Source organism: Pseudomonas sp. SWRI111, assembly GCF_014268555.1.
Lineage (GTDB): Bacteria > Pseudomonadota > Gammaproteobacteria > Pseudomonadales > Pseudomonadaceae > Aquipseudomonas > Aquipseudomonas hamedanensis.
The window spans coordinates 115592-133986 of the sequence record NZ_JABWQQ010000011.1; the positions used below are offsets into that span (position 1 = coordinate 115592).

Consider the following 18395-nt stretch of genomic DNA (forward strand, 5'->3'; position numbering starts at 1 on the left):
TTGTAACGGAATCCCGAGCGCCCTGCTCGGTCTCCCCGACAGACATCCTCAAGCCGCCGCCACCGTCACCGGCACGCCGTTCAATGCAGCGTTGCCCGACAGTTCGTCGAGCTGGCATTCATCGGTCAGGTCATTGGCACTCGACCCCGGCTGACTGCTGGCGATCGCCATCTGCACGCCTGGCCGTGCATGGCCCCAACCGTGCGGCAAGCTGACCACGCCTTTCATCATGTCGAGACTGGCGAGCACCTCCACTTCAATTTGCCCGACCCGCGAGCTCACCCGAACGCGCTGCCCATCGGCAAGCCCCCGGCTGGCCAGATCATCGGGGTGCATCAGCAACTGATGACGCGGCTTGCCCTTCACCAACCGGTGAAAGTTGTGCATCCAGGAATTGTTGCTGCGCACATGGCGGCGACCGATCATCAACAGCTCATCGGCTGCCGGCGCCTGCAAGGCAGCAAAGCGTGCGAGGTCGGCGAGGATTTCCGGCGGTGCAGCCTGAACACGCTGATTCGGTGTTTTCAGGCGTGTGGCCAGATTCGGTTTCAGCGCGCCAAGGTCGATGCCGTGCGGATGATCGAACAGGGTCGCCAATGACAGTTTCTGTTCGGACGCATCGCCGTAGCGGCCCATGCGCAGGCCCATATCAATCATTTTCGCCGGCGGCATCGTTGGCTTCAGTTCCTTGCCGGTCCGCTCGGCAAACGCCTTGGCCAGCCCGACGAAGATTTCCCAGTCGTGCAGCGCGCCTTCGGGTTTGGCAAGGATTGCACGATTGAAACGCGTGACATTGCGCACCGCGAACAGATTGAACGTGGTGTCGTAGTGATCGTTCTCCAGCGCCGAGGTCGACGGCAGGATCAGATCGGCATACCGCGTGGTTTCGTTGATGTACAGGTCGATGCTGACCATGAAGTCGAGGCCATCCAGCGCCTGCTCCAATTGCCGGCCGTTGGGTGTCGACAGCACCGGATTGCCAGCCACAGTGACCAGCGCACGAATCTGCCCGTCACCGGCGGTGAGCATTTCTTCGGCCAGCGCCGACACCGGCAACTCGCCGCCGTACTCGGGCCGCCCCGATACACGGCTTTGCCACTTGTTGAAATGCCCGCCCGAGGTCGAGGCCACCAAATCCACCGCGGGCTCGGTGCACAGGGCGCCGCCAACACGATCGAGGTTGCCGGTGACCAGGTTGATCAACTGCACGAGCCAATGGCACAGGGTGCCGAAGGCTTGGGTCGAGACGCCCATGCGTCCGTAGCAGACGGCTGTCGGCGCGGCAGCGAAATCCCGGGCCAGTTGGCGGATCTGCCCGGCAGGCACCGCGCACAGCGGGCTCATGGCCTCGGCGGTGAATGACGCCACGGCGCTGCGCACATCGTCCAGCCCATCGACCGGCAAGTGACTGTCGCGGGCCAGCCCTTCGCTGAACAGCGTGTTGAGCATCCCGAACAACAGTGCTGCATCGCCACCGGGGCGAACAAACACATGCTGATCAGCCATCGCTGCGGTTTCACTACGTCGCGGATCGACCACTACCACTTTGCCGCCGCGCGCCTGAATCGCCTTGAGGCGCTTTTCGACATCCGGCACGGTCATGATGCTGCCGTTGGAAGCCAGAGGATTGCCGCCGAGGATCAGCATGAAATCGGTGTGGTCGATGTCCGGAATCGGCAGCAACAGGCCATGGCCGTACATCAAATAGCTGCTTAAGTGGTGCGGCAATTGATCGACCGAAGTCGCCGAGTAACGATTGCGCGTCTTCAACAGGCCAAGGAAATAGTTGCTGTGGGTCATCAGCCCATAGTTGTGCACGCTCGGGTTGCCCTGATAGACCGCCACCGCGTTTTGTCCATGCCGCTCTTGAATCGCCGCCAGTTTTTCTGCCACCAGCGCAAACGCTTCGTCCCATTCGATTGGCAACCACTCGCTGCCGACCCGGCGCATGGGCTGGCGCAGGCGGTCCGGATCATTCTGGATGTCCTGCAGGGCCACGGCCTTTGGGCAGATGTGGCCACGGCTGAAGGTGTCGAGGGCATCGCCCTTTATCGAGGTGATCGCGACGTTGCCATCGGTTTCTGTGGTTTCGATGGTCAGCCCGCAAATGGCTTCGCACAGGTGGCAAGCACGGTGGTGAAGAGTCTTGGTCATGGCCAGTCTCTGTCTTGTTCTGGGCGGGCAATCGCACCCGCGGGAACAAAACTATGGCCCGTGCGCTGATCCCGCGCCAGCGACGTTCGTCTTGTGAATCGACGGCTATCAGGTGCACCGATAAACCGGAGCGATCAGTTGGGTGGCAACTGGGGTGGCGCGGCCAGCTGGATTTCCTGAATGGTTTCGATCTGCTCGTGGGCGACGTGTACGCCGGTGAGTTCGCCGATCAACCGCCAATGCTCATCAAGCCCGGCGCTGATCGTCGCCATGCGGTCGATCATGTGCCGCCCGGCCGACTTGACCACTTCATCTTCACTGCGCAGCAACTCGAACGACATCGAGGTGACCGACGCGGTGAGATGGGTCAGAGAGCGAGCCGTGTGGCCCAGCAGTTCCATTAACAGTTGTTCTTTCGATTCCATGCGGAGGCTTCCTGCGTCGCTCGAAAGTCATTTATAACCCAGCACTTTGCTTTAGCAAATGTTTCAATCTGAACATCCGACCAAGCGAATACACGGCGCCGTGGCCGTAAACCGACCAAGGCCACACCGTCGCCGCCGCGGCGCATTGCCAAGCCCGGCGGGGCCAGTGTACAAAGAGGCTCGCTGCTTTACTGAATCCGGCTTCATTTGCGCAAGTGCCACGGCACTGCGCCCTGCGAATCCTGCAAACACCGTAGCCTATTGGCGTAACGCGACATTTAGTGTCAATATCGCGCCTCCCCCTATTTCGTCGCCCCGTGCGGCTTACGCCGCAGGTCTCGCCCGTTGTTCCGTTAAACAAGGCTTTGAGCATCTGCGGTTTGTAGCAAAAAGGTAGTCAATGATGAGCGCAAGGCACTTTCTCTCCCTGATGGATTGCACGCCCGAAGAGCTGGTCAGCGTGATCCGTCGAGGCGTTGAGCTCAAGGACCTGCGTAACCGCGGCGTACTGTTCGAGCCTCTGAAAAACCGCGTGCTGGGGATGATCTTCGAGAAATCCTCGACCCGTACCCGGATCTCCTTCGAGGCCGGCATGATCCAGCTCGGCGGCCAGGCGATCTTCCTGTCCCCGCGCGACACCCAACTGGGCCGTGGCGAGCCGATCAGCGACTGTGCCATCGTCATGTCGAGCATGCTCGATGCGGTGATGATCCGCACCTTCGCCCACAGCACCCTGACCGAATTTGCGGCCAACTCGCGCGTGCCGGTGATCAACGGCCTGTCCGACGACCTGCACCCGTGCCAGTTGCTGGCCGACATGCAGACCTTCCTTGAACACCGTGGCTCGATTCAGGGCAAGACCGTGGCCTGGATCGGTGACGGCAACAACATGTGCAACAGCTATATAGAAGCGGCGATCCAGTTCGACTTCCAGTTACGCGTTGCCTGTCCTGAAGGCTACGAGCCCAACCCCGAGTTCGTCGCCCGGGCCGGCGATCGCGTGAGCATCGTCCGTGACCCGCAAGACGCGGTGCGCGGTGCGCATCTGGTTAGCACCGATGTCTGGACTTCGATGGGCCAGGAAGAGGAAACTGCCAAACGCCTCAAGCTGTTCGCCCCGTTCCAGGTCAATCGTGCGCTGCTCGACCTCGCTGCCGAGGACGTGCTGTTCATGCATTGCCTGCCGGCGCACCGCGGCGAAGAAATCAGCCTCGACCTGCTTGATGACCCGCGCTCCGTCGCCTGGGATCAGGCAGAAAACCGTCTCCACGCACAGAAGGCCCTGCTCGAGTTCCTCGTCGAACCGGCATATCACCACGCATGAGCCATGAATTACTGCTGAACCTGCGCAACCTCGCTTGCGGCTATCAAGATCAACGTGTGGTGCAGAACCTCAATCTGCACCTCAACGCCGGTGACATCGGTTGCCTGCTCGGTTCGTCCGGCTGCGGCAAAACCACCACCCTGCGCGCCATCGCCGGTTTCGAACCGGTGCACGAAGGTGAGATCACCCTCGGCGGCGAGACGCTGTCCAGCGCCGGGTTTACCCTGGCACCGGAGAAGCGCCGCATCGGTATGGTGTTTCAGGACTACGCGCTGTTCCCGCACCTGAGTGTCGCCGATAACATTGCCTTCGGTATCCGCAAGCATCCCGACAAGACCCGCGTCACCGAAGAGCTGCTCGAACTGGTCAACCTGAAAAACCTTGGCAAACGTTTCCCGCACGAATTGTCCGGCGGCCAGCAACAACGCGTCGCCCTCGCCCGAGCTCTGGCGCCAGAACCGCAACTGCTGCTGCTCGACGAGCCGTTTTCCAACCTCGATGGCGAACTGCGACGCAAGCTCAGCCATGAAGTGCGCGACATTCTCAAGTCCCGGGGCACCAGTGCGATCCTCGTCACCCACGATCAAGAAGAAGCCTTCGCCGTCAGCGATCACGTTGGCGTGTTCAAGGAGGGTCGGCTGGAGCAATGGGACACGCCGTACAACCTCTACCACGAACCGGCGACGCCTTATGTCGCCAGTTTCATCGGCCAGGGCTATTTCATTCGCGGCCAGCTCGCCAGCCCGGAATCGGTGCAGACGGAACTGGGTGAACTGCGCGGCAATCGCGCTTACACCTGGCCGATTGGCGGTGCGGTGGATGTGCTGTTGCGTCCGGATGACATCGTTTATGCACCGGACAGTGCCTTGAAAGCGCAGATTGTCGGCAAGACGTTCCTCGGTGCGGCAACGTTGTATCGCCTGCAACTGCCGACCGGTGCACAACTGGAATCGATCTTCCCCAGCCATGCCGATCATCTGGTCGGGGCGCAAGTGGGGATTCGTGTAGCGGCTGATCATCTGGTGCTGTTCCAGGCCTCCGGCAGCACCGCGGCGCAGATTCCGGTGGTTGAGAACGGCGTGCGCCGGTTCAGCACCAGCCTCTGATCAAACACCATACCCCTGTAGGAGTGAGCCTGCTCGCGATAGCGGTCTATCAGTCGCCGAAGATGTTGACCGATAAACCGCTATCGCGAGCAGGCTCACTCCTACAATGGATGGCGGTCAACTCAGGTGAAGGGTGCCGCTGGCCACCAGCGTCGCATTCCCGCCAATCTTCACCCGCTCCCCCTCCAGCCGACAGAATAACTCCCCGCCCCGCGCCGAGCGCTGGCATGCGGTCAGGTTCGACTTGCCCAGCCGTTTGGCCCAATACGGAATGAGGCTGCAGTGGGTCGACCCGGTCACCGGGTCTTCATCGATGCCGATGGCCGGGGCGAAATAGCGCGAGACGAAGTCGTGCTGATTCCCACGCGCGGTGACGATCGCGCCCAGCCACGGCAGTTTCGCCAGCGCCGCCATGTCCGGCTTGCAATCGAGCACGGCCTGCTCCGAGTCCAGCACCACGAACAATTCGTTGGAACCGAGTACGTCAACCGCCTCCACGCCGAGCGCCCGCTCGACGTCCAGCGTCACGCCGATTTCCGAAGGCACGATCGTCGGAAAATCCAGCCACAGCCGATCGCCTTCGAGGCTGACACTCAACGGGCCGGACTTGCAGGTGAAGTCGATGCGCTCGGCGCTTTCCTTATAGATGTCGAACAGCACAAATGCGCTGGCCAACGTGGCGTGCCCACACAACGGTACTTCAGTGGTCGGGGTGAACCAGCGGATATGCCAGGCTTGGCCCTCACGCACCAGAAACGCCGTTTCCGCGAGGTTGTGTTCGGCGGCGATCTTCTGCATCAACTCATCCGCCAGCCATGCCTCGAGCCGATAAACCATCGCCGGATTGCCGCTGAACGGCCGATCGCTGAACGCGTCGACCTGATGAAACGCAAGCTGCATGACTTTCTCCCTGAGTGAGTTGGCGCAAGCTTGCAGCGACTGCGACCTCAGCGCCAGTGACAGAACCGGCGAATTTTCTGCATACAGCGCGAGGCTATGCGCGGCCGATGTCGGCAAATGTCGCCTGTGTGTGTTGCGCAAGTATCGCAGGCGCCAGTTCGACTTCCAGTCCGCGTCGACCGGCGCTGACATAAATAGTCGCAAACGCCTGGGCCGAGGTATCGATGAAGGTGCGCAGGCGTTTCTTCTGCCCCAGCGGACTGATACCGCCCAACAGATAACCGGTGGAACGCTGCGCCGCAGCCGGATCGGCCATTTCGGCTTTTTTCACTCCGGCGGCATGCGCCAGCCCTTTGAGGTCGAGCGTTCCGACGACCGGCACCACCGCCACCAGCAACTCACCTTTTTCGCTGGATGCCAGCAGGGTCTTGAACACCTGGGCCGGCGCAAGCGCCAGTTTCTCCGCGGCCTCGAGCCCGTAGGACGCGGCCTTCGGATCATGTTCGTAACTGTGCACGCGATGTTCGGCACGAACTTTTTTCAACAAGTCCAACGCTGGGGTCATGGCAGCTCCGGGTCCGGCAATCAGAGAAAAACCTGCGGTCGATTCTAGGGCATCACTTGGCAAAAGGCTCTATCTCCGGCCGCGATTGCCGTGGCCTGTAGACATATTCGGGCGCGCCTCTGCGCTGATCATTCACCCAGCGAATAGTTTTATTGTGACCGGTAGTTCACTTTCGACCTTTGACAGGTTTGTTTCTTGTCTATATTTTTTCGAATCTGAATAATGCAAGAATCAGCGACATCGCAGCACCCAGCAGTAAACCGGGAAACGAATGGGGATTCCAACCCGGTGAAAATCGCGCCCTGCCGTGACGGCAAGGCGCCAGACAACAACAAAAACCGAGGTTTTCAATGACAACTGCTTTACCGCAACCATCGCTTTCGGGCCAATGCATGGCCGAGTTTCTGGGGACTGCGTTACTGATCTTCTTCGGCACTGGTTGTGTCGCCGCGCTCAAAGTCGCGGGCGCGAGCTTCGGCCTTTGGGAAATCAGCATCATCTGGGGCGTCGGCGTGAGCATGGCGATCTACCTCACCGCCGGGGTTTCCGGCGCGCATCTGAACCCTGCCGTGAGCATCGCCCTGGCAATCTTCGCTGACTTTGAAAAGCGCAAACTGCCGTTCTACATTCTTTCGCAAATCGCCGGCGCCTTCTGCGGCGCGCTGTTGGTGTACACGCTGTACAGCAACCTGTTCTTCGATTTCGAACAGACTCACCAAATGGTTCGCGGCTCGGCCGCCAGCCTGGAACTGGCCTCGGTGTTTTCGACCTACCCCAATCCGGTGCTCTCGACGGCTCAGGCATTCCTGGTCGAGATGATCATCACCGCGATCCTGATGGGCGTGATCATGGCCCTGACCGATGACAACAACGGTCTGCCGCGAGGCCCGATGGCGCCGCTGCTGATCGGTTTGCTGATTGCCGTGATCGGCAGTTCGATGGGCCCGCTGACCGGTTTCGCGATGAACCCGGCCCGTGACTTCGGTCCGAAGCTGATGACTTTCTTTACCGGTTGGGGTGAAATTTCCTTCACTGGCGGCCGCAATATTCCGTACTTCCTGATTCCGATTTTTGCACCGATTGTCGGTGCCTGCCTCGGCGCTGCCGGGTATCGCGGGCTGATCGCCCGCCACCTGACCGGCGCCACACCTGCTACAAAGGATGCAGAACCGGCCATTGACGGCAAACCAAGAACTTCTTGAAACAGTCGGCGCCGGCTCCTGCCCGATAGAGCCTGCGCCCCGGCCCACTCTCCCTTATTTCGTCCAAGGCAATCGACATGACCGACATTCAGAACAAGAACTACATCATTGCCCTCGATCAGGGTACGACCAGCTCCCGCGCGATCATTTTCGACCGCGATGCGAACGTGGTCTGCACCGCACAGCGCGAATTCGTCCAGCATTACCCGCAGGCTGGCTGGGTCGAACACGACCCGATGGAAATCTTCGCCACCCAGAGCGCCGTGATGGTCGAAGCACTGGCTCAGGCCGGCCTGCATCATGATCAGGTCGCTGCCATCGGTATCACCAACCAGCGCGAAACCACCGTGGTGTGGGACAAGACCACCGGTCGCCCGGTGTACAATGCCATCGTCTGGCAGTGCCGCCGCAGCACCGAGATCTGCCAGCAGCTCAAGCGCGATGGCCACGAAGACTACATCCGCGACACTACCGGTCTGGTCACCGACCCGTACTTCTCCGGCACCAAGCTGAAGTGGATCCTCGACAACGTCGAAGGCAGTCGCGAACGCGCGCGCAACGGCGAACTGTTGTTCGGCACCGTCGACAGCTGGCTGATCTGGAAATTTACCGGCGGCAAGGTACACGTCACCGACTACACCAACGCCTCGCGCACCATGCTCTTCAACATCCATTCGCTGGAATGGGATTCGAAGATGCTGGAGATCCTCGACATTCCTCGCGAAATGCTCCCGGAGGTCAAAGCCTCCTCGCAAATCTATGGGCGCACCAAGAGCGGCATCGCCATCGGCGGTATCGCCGGCGACCAGCAAGCGGCGCTGTTCGGGCAGATGTGCGTCGAGCCGGGCCAGGCGAAAAACACCTATGGCACTGGCTGCTTCCTGCTGATGAACACCGGCGACAAGGCAGTGAAATCGCAGCACGGCATGCTCACCACCATCGCCTGCGGTCCGCGTGGCGAAGTGGCGTATGCGCTGGAAGGTGCGGTGTTCAACGGCGGTTCGACCGTGCAGTGGCTGCGCGATGAACTGAAGATCATCAATGACGCCCACGACACCGAGTACTTCGCCAATAAGGTGAAGGACAGCAACGGTGTGTACCTGGTGCCGGCGTTCACGGGTCTGGGCGCACCGTACTGGGACCCGTATGCCCGTGGCGCGCTGTTCGGCCTGACCCGCGGCGTGCGCGTCGACCACATCATCCGCGCTGCGCTGGAATCGATCGCCTACCAGACCCGCGATGTGCTCGACGCCATGCAGCAGGACTCCGGCGAACGCCTCAAGGCCCTGCGCGTGGACGGCGGCGCGGTCGCCAACAACTTCCTCATGCAGTTCCAGGCTGACATCCTCGGCACCCAGGTCGAACGCCCGCAAATGCGCGAAACCACCGCACTCGGCGCCGCGTACCTGGCTGGTCTGGCCTGCGGTTTCTGGGGCAGCCTGGAAGAACTGCGCGGCAAAGCGGTGATTGAGCGCGAGTTCGAACCGAGCCTGGACGAAGTCGAGAAAGAGAAACTCTACAAAGGCTGGAAAAAAGCCGTCAGCCGCACCCGTGACTGGGCGCGTGAGGACGCTGAATAAGCCAGGCTTGAGTAACAGATAGGCATCTAACTGGTCGGGAGCGGATTCCTGCGGCATCATGGGCAAATTTTGCACGGCAGCCCAAAGGAAGCCCCATGAATCTGCCTCCCCGTCAGCAGCAAATCCTCGAGCTGGTCCGCGAACGCGGCTATGTGAGCATCGAGGAAATGGCCACGCTGTTCGTAGTCACCCCGCAAACCATTCGCCGCGACATCAATCAGCTCGCCGAAGCCAATCTGCTGCGCCGTTACCACGGTGGCGCCGCCTATGATTCCAGCGTCGAAAACACCGCCTATGCGATGCGCGCCGACCAGATGCGCGATGAAAAGCAACGCATCGGCGAAGCCATCGCCGCGCAGATCCCCGATCACGCCTCGCTGTTCATCAACATCGGCACCACCACCGAATCGATCGCCCGCGCCCTGCTCAATCACAGCCACCTGAAAATCATCACCAACAACCTGCATGTCGCCTCGATGCTCAGCGCCAAGGATGACTTCGACGTGCTGCTGACTGGTGGCAACGTGCGCCGTGACGGCGGTGTTGTCGGCCAGGCCAGTGTCGATTTCATCAATCAGTTCAAAGTTGATTTCGCGCTCGTCGGCATCAGCGGGATCGATGAGGACGGCAGCCTGCTCGACTTCGATTATCAGGAAGTGCGGGTGAGCCAAGCGATCATTGCCAATGCGCGCCAGGTGATTCTAGCGGCGGATTCGAGCAAGTTCGGGCGTAACGCGATGATCCGACTGGGGCCGATCAGCCTGATCGATTGCCTGGTCACCGATCAGCAACCCGTGCCGGCGTTGGCGCAGTTGTTGAGCCAGCACAAGATTCGTCTGGAAGTCGTCTAGTAGCTCGTTCCCACGCTCCGCGTGGGAATGCAGCCCGGGACGCTCTGCGTCCCACCCCAACAGCCGACGCAGAGCGTCGATGGATGCATTCCCACGCGGAGCATGGGAACGATCGGTTAACGCCCTGCGCGCCCTTGCGCGCACTTCATGTTCGAAAATTTTCCTTTCTTTGCCCTTCGATGAGTTTTTTCAATCGAAGTCGACTGGCTGCGCGCGTCTTTATGGGCTACCATTTTCGCAAATGAACATTCATGTTCGATTTCAAATATCGAAAACCAAAAAGAGCCCGAGGCCAGCCGATGTCCACCTCTACCTTGCGTACGCCCCCTCTCTCCGAGATCTATGACGTTGCCGTAATCGGCGGCGGGATCAATGGCGTGGGGATCGCAGCGGATGCCGCCGGTCGCGGTCTTTCGGTGTTCCTTTGCGAAAAGGACGATCTCGCCAGCCACACTTCGTCAGCCAGCAGCAAGCTGATCCACGGTGGCCTGCGCTATCTCGAACATTATGAATTCCGTCTGGTGCGTGAGGCGCTGGCCGAACGTGAAGTGCTGCTGGCCAAGGCACCGCACATCGTCAAGCCGATGCGCTTCGTGCTGCCGCACCGCCCGCACCTGCGTCCGGCGTGGATGATTCGTGCCGGCCTGTTCCTCTATGACAACCTCGGCAAACGCGAAAAGCTGCCGGGTTCGAAAAGCCTGAAGTTCGGCGCCGACAGCGCGCTGAAAAGTGAAATCAAGAAAGGCTTCGAATACTCCGACTGCTGGGTCGATGACGCCCGCCTCGTGGTGCTCAACGCCATGGCCGCCCGCGAAAAAGGCGCCCATGTGCACACCCAGACCCGTTGTGTCAGCGCCCGTCGCGCCAAAGGCCTGTGGCATCTGCACCTGGAACGCGCCGACGGCAGCCTGTTTTCGATTACCGCCAAAGCGCTGGTCAACGCCGCCGGCCCGTGGGTAGCCAAATTCATCCGTGACGACCTGAAGATGGAATCGCCGTACGGCATTCGTCTGATTCAGGGCAGCCACATCATCGTGCCGAAACTGTACGAAGGTGAGCATGCGCACATTCTGCAAAACGAAGACCAGCGCATCGTTTTCACCATTCCGTACCTGAACCACTTCACCCTGATTGGCACCACCGACCGCGAATACACCGGCGATCCGGCCAAAGTCGCGATCACCGAAGGGGAAACCGATTACCTGCTGAAAGTGGTCAACGCCCACTTCAAGCAGCAGCTCAGCCGCGATGACATCCTGCACAGCTACTCGGGCGTACGGCCGCTGTGCAACGACGAATCCGACAACCCCTCGGCCGTCACTCGCGATTACACCCTCGCGTTGTCTGGCGGCGGCGAAGAAGCGCCCCTGCTGTCGGTGTTCGGCGGCAAGCTGACCACTTACCGCAAACTCGCCGAATCAGCGATGGCGCAGTTGATGCCGTTCTTCACCCAGATGCGCCCGAGCTGGACGGCCACCGCCACCCTGCCCGGCGGCGAAGACATGACCACACCGCAAGCCTTGAGCGCGCTGATTCGCGACAAGTTCGATTTTGTCCCGACAGAAATCGCCCGGCGCTGGGCCGTCACCTACGGCAGCCGCACCTGGCGCATGCTTGAAGGCGTGGAAACCCTGGCCGACATGGGTGAGCACATTGGCGGCGGGCTCTACACCCGCGAGGTCGATTACCTGTGCAGCGAAGAGTGGGCGACCACTGCGCACGACATTCTCTGGCGTCGCACCAAGCTCGGGTTGTTCACCACGGCAGATGAGCAGCAGAAGCTGGCGTCGTATCTGGGCAAGGTTGAGCAGAATCGGAAGATCGAGGCGGCTTGATCTCACCGTTCAAACGAAAGCCCCTGGATCGAGAGATTCAGGGGCTTTTTTTGTTGTGTCCGCAAAATCCAGCCCCCCTGACGACATTTGATGGATGAACTCACTGCCCCAGATGCACCAACAGAAAATCGATGAAAACCCGCGATTTGTGCGGCAGATGTGGGGTGTTTGGAAAGACCACATTGATCGATTGCGAGGGCAGCGAGTAACCGGGTAGCAGGCGCACCAGACGACCACTGGCAATATCGTCTTCCACCACCCAGGCCGGCAGTACCGACACGCCCAGCGAGGACAGTGTCATTGATCGAATTGCTGTGGAGGAATTCGACTCGAAGTGGCTGGTGCCGTTGACTTCGATCTCCCCACCCAGACCATCACGTAAGCGCCACTGTGTCGGCGCCTGCAGATTGCTGTTGGCAATCCATGGTACCCCATTCAGATCCTGAGGCTGTCGAACCGCATGCCGGGCGAGAAATCCTTCGGTGGCGACCAATACGATTTCGTAATCCGCCAGCTTTCGGCTTTTGAATGCCGAATCTGCCAAGTTACCCAAGCGAACGACCAGGTCGAGCTTCTCTGCCACCAGATCATTCAGCGAAGAGTTGAAGTTGTAGCACAGGCGAATATCCGGATAGTGCTCGGTAAACAACGGGATCAACGGCAGAATAAACTTCTCACCATACTCGCTGGTGGAACTTATGCGCAACTTTCCAGATACGCGATTATTACCCTTCAATACATTGTCAAAAGCATTATCAATGTCCGCGATAATCCCCTTGAACTCTTCATAAAACTCCTGACCTATTTCCGTCAGCGAAATATTACGTGTATTGCGGATCAGCAACGTGGCCGACAACACTTCCTCCAGCGCCTTGACATGCAGGCTGGCCATGGCTTTGCTGATACTCAGATAATTAGCCGCTTTGGTATAAGAACCAAAATCGACCACCGCGAGAAACGTTTGAACCCGATTAAGGTGAGAGTACATGGTGGTTGGGCTCACTGTTAAATCCTGTCAAACATTGTTTTAAGCATAGTCGTATCGACACTTCAAGTCCATCGCCCCTATGCTGCGCGGCAAAGGGGATACACCATGAACTATCGCTACAAGATCGCGCTGATTTTCTTGATCGGCTTCTTTATTGATTGCATAAATATATTTATGTCCGCTGTCGCATTGCCAAGTATATCGGCCACTTTGCAAGTCAGCACTTCTGCAGTGGCATGGGTCGCCAACGCTTACATCCTCGGGTTGACCTTGATAATCCCTGTCAGCACCTGGCTGGCCGGACGCTTTGGCAGTCGTGAAATTCTGACCGTTTCCATGCTGGTATTCAGCGGCTCGGTGTGGATGTGCGGCCAGGCCGACAGTTTCCAGGAACTGGTGATCTGGCGCTTCGTCCAGGGCATCGGCGGTGGCTTGTTGATTCCGGTCGGACAGGCGCTGACGTTCAATCTTTTCCAGGGCGAGCAACGGGCGAAGATATCCACGCTGGTGATGGCCGTCGCACTGATCGCACCGGCCATTTCACCCACCGTGGGCGGCATCATCGTCGACAGCAGTTCATGGCGTTGGGTGTTCTATAGCAACATTCCGTTTTCGCTGATCGCCGCCGGTTTGTCCTGGTTCTGGATCAGGGAAAGCAAGCCCGCCGATCTTCAGCGACCCGACATCAAAGGCCTGTTGCTGGTCAGCGCGGCACTCGCCAGCCTGTTGATGGGCATGTCGCTGTACGGCGGCGACTATCCGCCGTTGGCAGCGCTGGGTTTTGTCATCGCGGGCCTGATATTCATAGCCCTTTATCTGTTGCACTACCGCCGTTGCAACAACGCAATCATCGAGTTGAGCTTGCTCAGAAGTAAAAAACTCAGCACCTCGATTCTTATCTATTACGCGATTCCGGGTGTGTTCACCGGGGTCAACCTGATGAGCATTTTCTTCCTGCAGAACATTCTGCACTTCAGCGCCAGGCTGACCGGGATGTTCATGATCCTTTACGCCATTGGTGCGTTCATCGCGATGACCCTTTGCGGCAGGGTCTACAACCGGGTCGGCGCCAAGCGCCTGTTCATTCTCGGCATGTTGTTGCACAGCGCTGGCATCGCCACGTTGGTGCTGGTCAATGCACCCGGTGATCTGTGGGTCATCGTGATCGCCTACAGCCTGATGGGGATCGGCGGCGGCATCGGTGCCAATACCGCGCAGACGACCTCACTGATGGACTTCGCCGGCGGCGATACGCACAAGGCCAGTGTCATCTGGAACATCAATCGCCAGATGTCTTTCAGCCTCGGCGCCGCGCTGTTTCTGATGATTTTCAATGTGCTGCTCAAGCAGTTCGATACCACGCAGGCCTATCACGCGACCTTCGCGGTTGCGGCGCTGGTCGGGCTGCTGCCGCTGTTTCAGATGCGCCAATTGAAACCTGAAAGGAGTGCCCATGAGCAACGATCTGGCTGAACAAGCCATACACAGTATTCACTACGTCCACGAACTGATTCATCGCGTATTCACCGATGCCGACGGCACTGGTGCCGCAAGCATCGAGCCGTTGATGCAGGCATTTGCCGAGGACTTCAGCATGGTTGGCATCTCGGCGATTCCGTTGAACCGGTCCGAGGTCGAGCAACTGTTCAGGGGAGCCGTGGGCGCCAAGGCAGGGCTTGATATCGACATCAGCGATTTGCATACGGTCTGGCAGCAGGACGAGACACTGGCTCTGAGCTACGTAGAAACCCAGCGGTTAAACGGGACTGAACACTCACGCGTGTCGGTGGCAATCCTGAGGGCGCAGGCAGACGGGGTGAAGTGGCTGTATTTGCACGAAACGCCTTTGAGCCGGGATCGCTGAGACTGCGCGTTACAGATCATTCGGTTTTCCGAACGCGACTCTCCGGTCGATTCGGTTAACCGGATCAGTTCCGCATAAAAACACCGCCACAAAACTTTAATAACGTTAAAAATCAATTGGTTGACCATTATCGACTGGTCTGGCACGACTTCTGCTCTACACTCTCTCGACGAATGCCTGCTGTGCCAACACTTCAGGAGCCGTCAGGCATTCGAAGCACAAAAAGGGCCGACAAACTGGCTCCATAAAAAAAACAATGTCGAGGAAAATTTGATGCGCATCGTTCCCCATATCCTGGGCGCAGCCATTGCTGCCGCTCTGATCAGCACGCCAGTTTTCGCCGCCGAGCTCACCGGCACCCTGAAGAAGATCAAAGAGTCCGGTGTCATCACCCTGGGCCACCGTGACGCCTCCATTCCGTTCTCCTACATCGCCGACGCTTCCGGCAAGCCGGTCGGCTACTCCCACGATATCCAGCTGGCCATTGTCGAAGCGATCAAGAAAGACCTCGACCTGCCCAACCTGCAAGTCAAATACAACCTGGTGACTTCACAAACCCGTATCCCGCTGGTGCAGAACGGCACCGTGGACGTCGAGTGCGGTTCGACCACCAACAACGTCGAGCGTCAGCAGCAGGTCGACTTCTCCGTCGGCATCTTCGAAATCGGTACCCGTCTGCTTTCCAAGAAAGACTCCAAATACAAGGATTTCGACGATCTGAAAGGCAAGAACGTCGTGACCACCGCCGGCACCACCTCCGAGCGCATTCTCAAGGCGATGAACGCCGACAAGCAGATGGGCATGAACGTCATCTCCGCCAAAGACCACGGCGAGTCCTTCCAGATGTTGGAATCGGGCCGTGCCGTGGCGTTCATGATGGACGACGCGCTGCTCGCCGGCGAAGCGGCCAAGGCCAAGAAAGCCGCCGATTGGGAAGTCACCGGCACCGCGCAGTCGTACGAAATCTACGGCTGCATGATGCGCAAGGGCGACGCCCCGTTCAAAAAGGCTGTGGATGACGCCATCGTCGCCACCTACAAGTCGGGCGAAATCAACAAGATCTACGAGAAGTGGTTCATGCAGCCGATTCCGCCAAAAGGCCTGAACCTGAACTTCCCGATGAGCGACGAGCTCAAGACCCTGATCGCCAACCCGACCGACAAAGCGGCTGACGACAAGAAGTCCTGATTTCTGACTAACCTTATCCCCTGAGGAGGCGCCTGCCTTTTCAGGGGATGGTCACTCCCTGCTGGCACTTTTTTGGAAACACTCGAACCGGTAGCTGTCGAGCCGATCGCGTGTGCCTGATGTTCACATCAGGCGGGAACGGAATTTCCCCAGGCGGGCACTTGTACATCGATCGAATCGAGGGGAGACCCTAATGAATTACAACTGGGACTGGGGCGTGTTCTTCAAGTCCACCGGTGTGGGCAGCGAGACTTATCTCGACTGGTTCATCTCCGGGCTGGGCTGGACCATCGCCATCGCCATCGTCGCGTGGATCATCGCCCTGCTGCTGGGCTCGATACTGGGCGTGATGCGCACCGTACCGAACCGCATCGTGTCGGGCATCGCGACCTGCTACGTCGAACTGTTCCGTAACGTGCCACTGCTGGTTCAGCTGTTCATCTGGTACTTCCTGGTGCCCGATCTGCTGCCCGCGGATATGCAGGAGTGGTACAAACAGGACCTGAACCCGACTACCTCGGCCTACCTGAGCGTCGTCGTGTGCCTTGGCCTGTTCACTGCCGCGCGTGTTTGCGAGCAAGTGCGCACCGGTATCCAGGCGCTGCCCCGTGGCCAGGAATCGGCCGCTCGCGCCATGGGCTTCAAGCTGCCGCAAATCTACTGGAACGTGCTGCTGCCCCAGGCCTACCGGATCATCATTCCACCGCTTACCTCGGAATTTTTGAACGTGTTCAAGAACTCCTCCGTGGCGTCCTTGATCGGCCTCATGGAGCTACTGGCGCAAACCAAACAGACCGCCGAGTTCTCGGCCAACCTGTTTGAAGCATTCACCCTGGCGACCCTGATCTACTTCACCCTCAACATGAGCCTGATGTTGCTGATGCGCATGGTCGAGAAGAAAGTCGCCGTGCCCGGCCTGATTTCCGTGGGGGGTAAATAATGGAATTCGATTTCAGCGGCATCGTCCCGGCCATTCCCGGTTTGTGGAACGGCATGGTGATGACCCTCAAGCTGATGGCCATGGGCGTGGTCGGCGGGATCATTCTCGGCACCATTCTCGCGCTGATGCGTCTGTCGCACAGCAAACTGCTGTCGAGCATCGCTGGCGCCTACGTCAACTATTTCCGTTCGATCCCGCTGCTGCTGGTGATCACCTGGTTCTATCTGGCGGTGCCGTTCGTGCTGCGCTGGATCACCGGCGAAGACACGCCGATCGGTGCGTTCACCTCGTGCATCGTGGCGTTCATGATGTTCGAAGCGGCGTACTTCTGCGAAATCGTCCGTGCCGGCGTGCAGTCGATCCCCAAAGGTCAGATGGGCGCGGCGCAAGCGCTGGGCATGACTTACGGGCAGATGATGCGCCTGATCATCCTGCCGCAGGCGTTCCGCAAAATGACCCCGCTGTTGCTGCAGCAGAGCATCATTCTGTTCCAGGACACTTCGCTGGTTTACACCGTAGGCCTGGTTGACTTCCTCAATGCCTCCCGCGCCAGCGGCGACATCATCGGCCGCTCCAACGAGTTCCTGATTATCGCCGGTCTTGTGTACTTCATTATCAGCTTCGCCGCCTCGCGGCTGGTCAAGCAACTGCAAAAAAGGTTCGCCGTATGATCTCTATCAAAAATATCAACAAGTGGTATGGGGACTTCCAGGTGCTGACTGATTGCAGCACCGAGGTCAAAAAAGGCGAAGTGATCGTGGTCTGCGGCCCGTCGGGTTCCGGCAAGTCGACGCTGATCAAATGCGTCAACGCGCTGGAGCCGTTTCAGAAGGGTGACGTCGTGGTTGATGGCACCTCGATTGCCGACCCGAAGACCAACCTGCCGAAACTGCGTTCGCGGGTGGGCATGGTGTTCCAGCATTTCGAACTGTTCCCGCACCTGACCATCACCGAAAACCTGACCATCGCGCAGATCAAGGTGCTGGGCCGCAGCAAGGAAGAGGCGACCAAAAAAGGTCTGCAACTGCTTGAGCGCGTCGGCCTGTCGGCGCACGCCCACAAGCATCCGGGGCAACTGTCCGGCGGTCAGCAACAGCGTGTGGCGATTGCCCGTGCGCTGGCGATGGACCCGATCGTCATGCTGTTCGACGAACCGACCTCGGCGCTGGACCCGGAAATGGTCAACGAAGTGCTCGACGTGATGGTGCAACTGGCCCACGAAGGCATGACCATGATGTGCGTGACCCACGAAATGGGCTTCGCCCGTAAAGTGGCGGACCGGGTGATTTTCATGGACCAGGGCAAGATCATCGAAGACTGCCCGAAAGAGGAATTCTTCGGCGACATCAGCGCCCGTTCCGAACGCGCGCAGCACTTCCTCGAGAAAATCTTGCAGCACTAAGACACAGCGCCGCTCACCAACTGTGGGAGCGGGCTTGCTCGCGAATTGGCCGGCACTTTCAACATCATCAT

At 59.1% G+C, this 18395-nt stretch carries 17 protein-coding genes; 12 read left to right on the forward strand and 5 right to left on the reverse strand.

Going from position 1 to position 18395, the window contains the following annotated elements; all coding sequences use genetic code 11:
• Positions 1-48: 48 nt before the first annotated feature.
• Positions 49-2154 (reverse strand): molybdopterin oxidoreductase family protein, encoded by a 2106-nt coding sequence (locus tag HU755_RS14900; RefSeq protein WP_186633858.1) that lies wholly within the window; start codon positions 2152-2154, stop codon positions 49-51.
• 134 nt (positions 2155-2288) lie between these two features.
• The gene (locus tag HU755_RS14905; RefSeq protein ID WP_186550022.1) at positions 2289-2579 is read right to left on the reverse strand and encodes a hypothetical protein; all 291 of its coding nucleotides are present in this window, start codon (positions 2577-2579) and stop codon (positions 2289-2291) included.
• A gap of 403 nt (positions 2580-2982) precedes the next feature.
• On the opposite strand from HU755_RS14905, the gene argF reads away from it, so the two are divergent.
• Positions 2983-3903, forward strand: a complete 921-nt coding sequence (argF, locus tag HU755_RS14910; RefSeq protein ID WP_186550020.1) for an ornithine carbamoyltransferase — start codon at positions 2983-2985, stop codon at positions 3901-3903.
• The gene (locus tag HU755_RS14915; protein WP_186633860.1) at positions 3900-5009 is read left to right on the forward strand and encodes an ABC transporter ATP-binding protein; all 1110 of its coding nucleotides are present in this window, start codon (positions 3900-3902) and stop codon (positions 5007-5009) included. The genes argF and HU755_RS14915 overlap by 4 nt, the downstream gene beginning before the upstream one ends.
• Positions 5010-5126: 117 nt before the next feature.
• Here the strand turns inward: HU755_RS14915 and HU755_RS14920 are convergent, their stop codons facing one another.
• Positions 5127-5909: a PhzF family phenazine biosynthesis protein gene (locus HU755_RS14920; RefSeq protein ID WP_186633863.1), complete on the reverse strand. Its 783-nt coding sequence runs from the start codon at positions 5907-5909 to the stop codon at positions 5127-5129.
• A gap of 94 nt (positions 5910-6003) precedes the next feature.
• Positions 6004-6474, reverse strand: a complete 471-nt coding sequence (ybaK, locus tag HU755_RS14925; protein WP_186633867.1) for a Cys-tRNA(Pro) deacylase — start codon at positions 6472-6474, stop codon at positions 6004-6006.
• A 350-nt stretch (positions 6475-6824) separates the two neighbouring features.
• Between ybaK and HU755_RS14930 the strand changes: the two genes are divergently transcribed.
• The 4 genes from HU755_RS14930 to glpD all read left to right on the forward strand — a co-directional run bounded on the left by HU755_RS14930 (position 6825) and on the right by glpD (position 11942).
• A complete protein-coding gene (locus tag HU755_RS14930; RefSeq protein ID WP_186633870.1) occupies positions 6825-7676 on the forward strand; it encodes an MIP/aquaporin family protein in 852 nt (283 codons plus the stop codon).
• Between the two features lie 77 nt (positions 7677-7753).
• A complete protein-coding gene (glpK, locus tag HU755_RS14935; RefSeq protein ID WP_186633873.1) occupies positions 7754-9256 on the forward strand; it encodes a glycerol kinase GlpK in 1503 nt (500 codons plus the stop codon).
• A gap of 95 nt (positions 9257-9351) precedes the next feature.
• The gene (locus HU755_RS14940; RefSeq protein ID WP_007953179.1) at positions 9352-10107 is read left to right on the forward strand and encodes a DeoR/GlpR family transcriptional regulator; all 756 of its coding nucleotides are present in this window, start codon (positions 9352-9354) and stop codon (positions 10105-10107) included.
• 299 nt (positions 10108-10406) lie between these two features.
• On the forward strand, positions 10407-11942 hold the full coding sequence (glpD, locus tag HU755_RS14945; RefSeq protein ID WP_186633876.1) for a glycerol-3-phosphate dehydrogenase: 1536 nt from the start codon (positions 10407-10409) through the stop codon (positions 11940-11942).
• Positions 11943-12042: 100 nt separating this feature from the next.
• Here the strand turns inward: glpD and HU755_RS14950 are convergent, their stop codons facing one another.
• Positions 12043-12930, reverse strand: coding sequence for a LysR family transcriptional regulator (locus HU755_RS14950; RefSeq protein WP_186633991.1), 888 nt, complete (start codon positions 12928-12930; stop codon positions 12043-12045).
• Between the two features lie 105 nt (positions 12931-13035).
• Between HU755_RS14950 and HU755_RS14955 the strand changes: the two genes are divergently transcribed.
• From HU755_RS14955 to HU755_RS14980, 6 genes are all read left to right on the forward strand, one after another.
• A complete protein-coding gene (locus tag HU755_RS14955) occupies positions 13036-14403 on the forward strand; it encodes an MFS transporter (RefSeq protein ID WP_186633879.1) in 1368 nt (455 codons plus the stop codon).
• Positions 14384-14794, forward strand: a complete 411-nt coding sequence (locus HU755_RS14960) for a DUF4440 domain-containing protein (RefSeq protein ID WP_186622593.1) — start codon at positions 14384-14386, stop codon at positions 14792-14794. The genes HU755_RS14955 and HU755_RS14960 overlap by 20 nt, the downstream gene beginning before the upstream one ends.
• A 273-nt stretch (positions 14795-15067) precedes the next feature.
• Positions 15068-15982, forward strand: coding sequence for a glutamate/aspartate ABC transporter substrate-binding protein (locus tag HU755_RS14965; RefSeq protein WP_186550002.1), 915 nt, complete (start codon positions 15068-15070; stop codon positions 15980-15982).
• Positions 15983-16175: 193 nt separating this feature from the next.
• Positions 16176-16922 carry an amino acid ABC transporter permease gene (locus HU755_RS14970; RefSeq protein ID WP_186622590.1) on the forward strand — a complete coding sequence of 249 codons (747 nt, stop codon included), beginning with the start codon at positions 16176-16178 and terminating at the stop codon, positions 16920-16922.
• Complete coding sequence (locus HU755_RS14975) at positions 16922-17593, forward strand: amino acid ABC transporter permease (RefSeq protein WP_186549998.1); 672 nt, start codon at positions 16922-16924, stop codon at positions 17591-17593. Before HU755_RS14970 ends, HU755_RS14975 begins: the two co-directional genes overlap by 1 nt.
• Complete coding sequence (locus HU755_RS14980; RefSeq protein ID WP_016773390.1) at positions 17590-18324, forward strand: amino acid ABC transporter ATP-binding protein; 735 nt, start codon at positions 17590-17592, stop codon at positions 18322-18324. Before HU755_RS14975 ends, HU755_RS14980 begins: the two co-directional genes overlap by 4 nt.
• The last annotated feature ends 71 nt before the right edge of the window (positions 18325-18395 follow it).

Excerpts from the sequence above, each read along its gene's own strand:
- HU755_RS14965 (WP_186550002.1), top strand. The coding sequence starts at position 15,068 with ATGCGCATCGTTCCCCATATCCTGGGCGCAGCCATTGCTGCCGCTCTG.
- HU755_RS14970 (WP_186622590.1), top strand. The coding sequence starts at position 16,176 with ATGAATTACAACTGGGACTGGGGCGTGTTCTTCAAGTCCACCGGTGTG.
- HU755_RS14900 (WP_186633858.1), bottom strand. The coding sequence starts at position 2,154 with ATGACCAAGACTCTTCACCACCGTGCTTGCCACCTGTGCGAAGCCATT.
- HU755_RS14940 (WP_007953179.1), top strand. The coding sequence starts at position 9,352 with ATGAATCTGCCTCCCCGTCAGCAGCAAATCCTCGAGCTGGTCCGCGAA.
- HU755_RS14960 (WP_186622593.1), top strand. The coding sequence starts at position 14,384 with ATGAGCAACGATCTGGCTGAACAAGCCATACACAGTATTCACTACGTC.
- HU755_RS14950 (WP_186633991.1), bottom strand. The coding sequence starts at position 12,930 with ATGTACTCTCACCTTAATCGGGTTCAAACGTTTCTCGCGGTGGTCGAT.
- glpK (WP_186633873.1), top strand. The coding sequence starts at position 7,754 with ATGACCGACATTCAGAACAAGAACTACATCATTGCCCTCGATCAGGGT.
- argF (WP_186550020.1), top strand. The coding sequence starts at position 2,983 with ATGAGCGCAAGGCACTTTCTCTCCCTGATGGATTGCACGCCCGAAGAG.
- HU755_RS14980 (WP_016773390.1), top strand. The coding sequence starts at position 17,590 with ATGATCTCTATCAAAAATATCAACAAGTGGTATGGGGACTTCCAGGTG.
- HU755_RS14915 (WP_186633860.1), top strand. The coding sequence starts at position 3,900 with ATGAGCCATGAATTACTGCTGAACCTGCGCAACCTCGCTTGCGGCTAT.
- ybaK (WP_186633867.1), bottom strand. The coding sequence starts at position 6,474 with ATGACCCCAGCGTTGGACTTGTTGAAAAAAGTTCGTGCCGAACATCGC.
- HU755_RS14920 (WP_186633863.1), bottom strand. The coding sequence starts at position 5,909 with ATGCAGCTTGCGTTTCATCAGGTCGACGCGTTCAGCGATCGGCCGTTC.
- glpD (WP_186633876.1), top strand. The coding sequence starts at position 10,407 with ATGTCCACCTCTACCTTGCGTACGCCCCCTCTCTCCGAGATCTATGAC.
- HU755_RS14975 (WP_186549998.1), top strand. The coding sequence starts at position 16,922 with ATGGAATTCGATTTCAGCGGCATCGTCCCGGCCATTCCCGGTTTGTGG.
- HU755_RS14955 (WP_186633879.1), top strand. The coding sequence starts at position 13,036 with ATGAACTATCGCTACAAGATCGCGCTGATTTTCTTGATCGGCTTCTTT.
- HU755_RS14930 (WP_186633870.1), top strand. The coding sequence starts at position 6,825 with ATGACAACTGCTTTACCGCAACCATCGCTTTCGGGCCAATGCATGGCC.
- HU755_RS14905 (WP_186550022.1), bottom strand. The coding sequence starts at position 2,579 with ATGGAATCGAAAGAACAACTGTTAATGGAACTGCTGGGCCACACGGCT.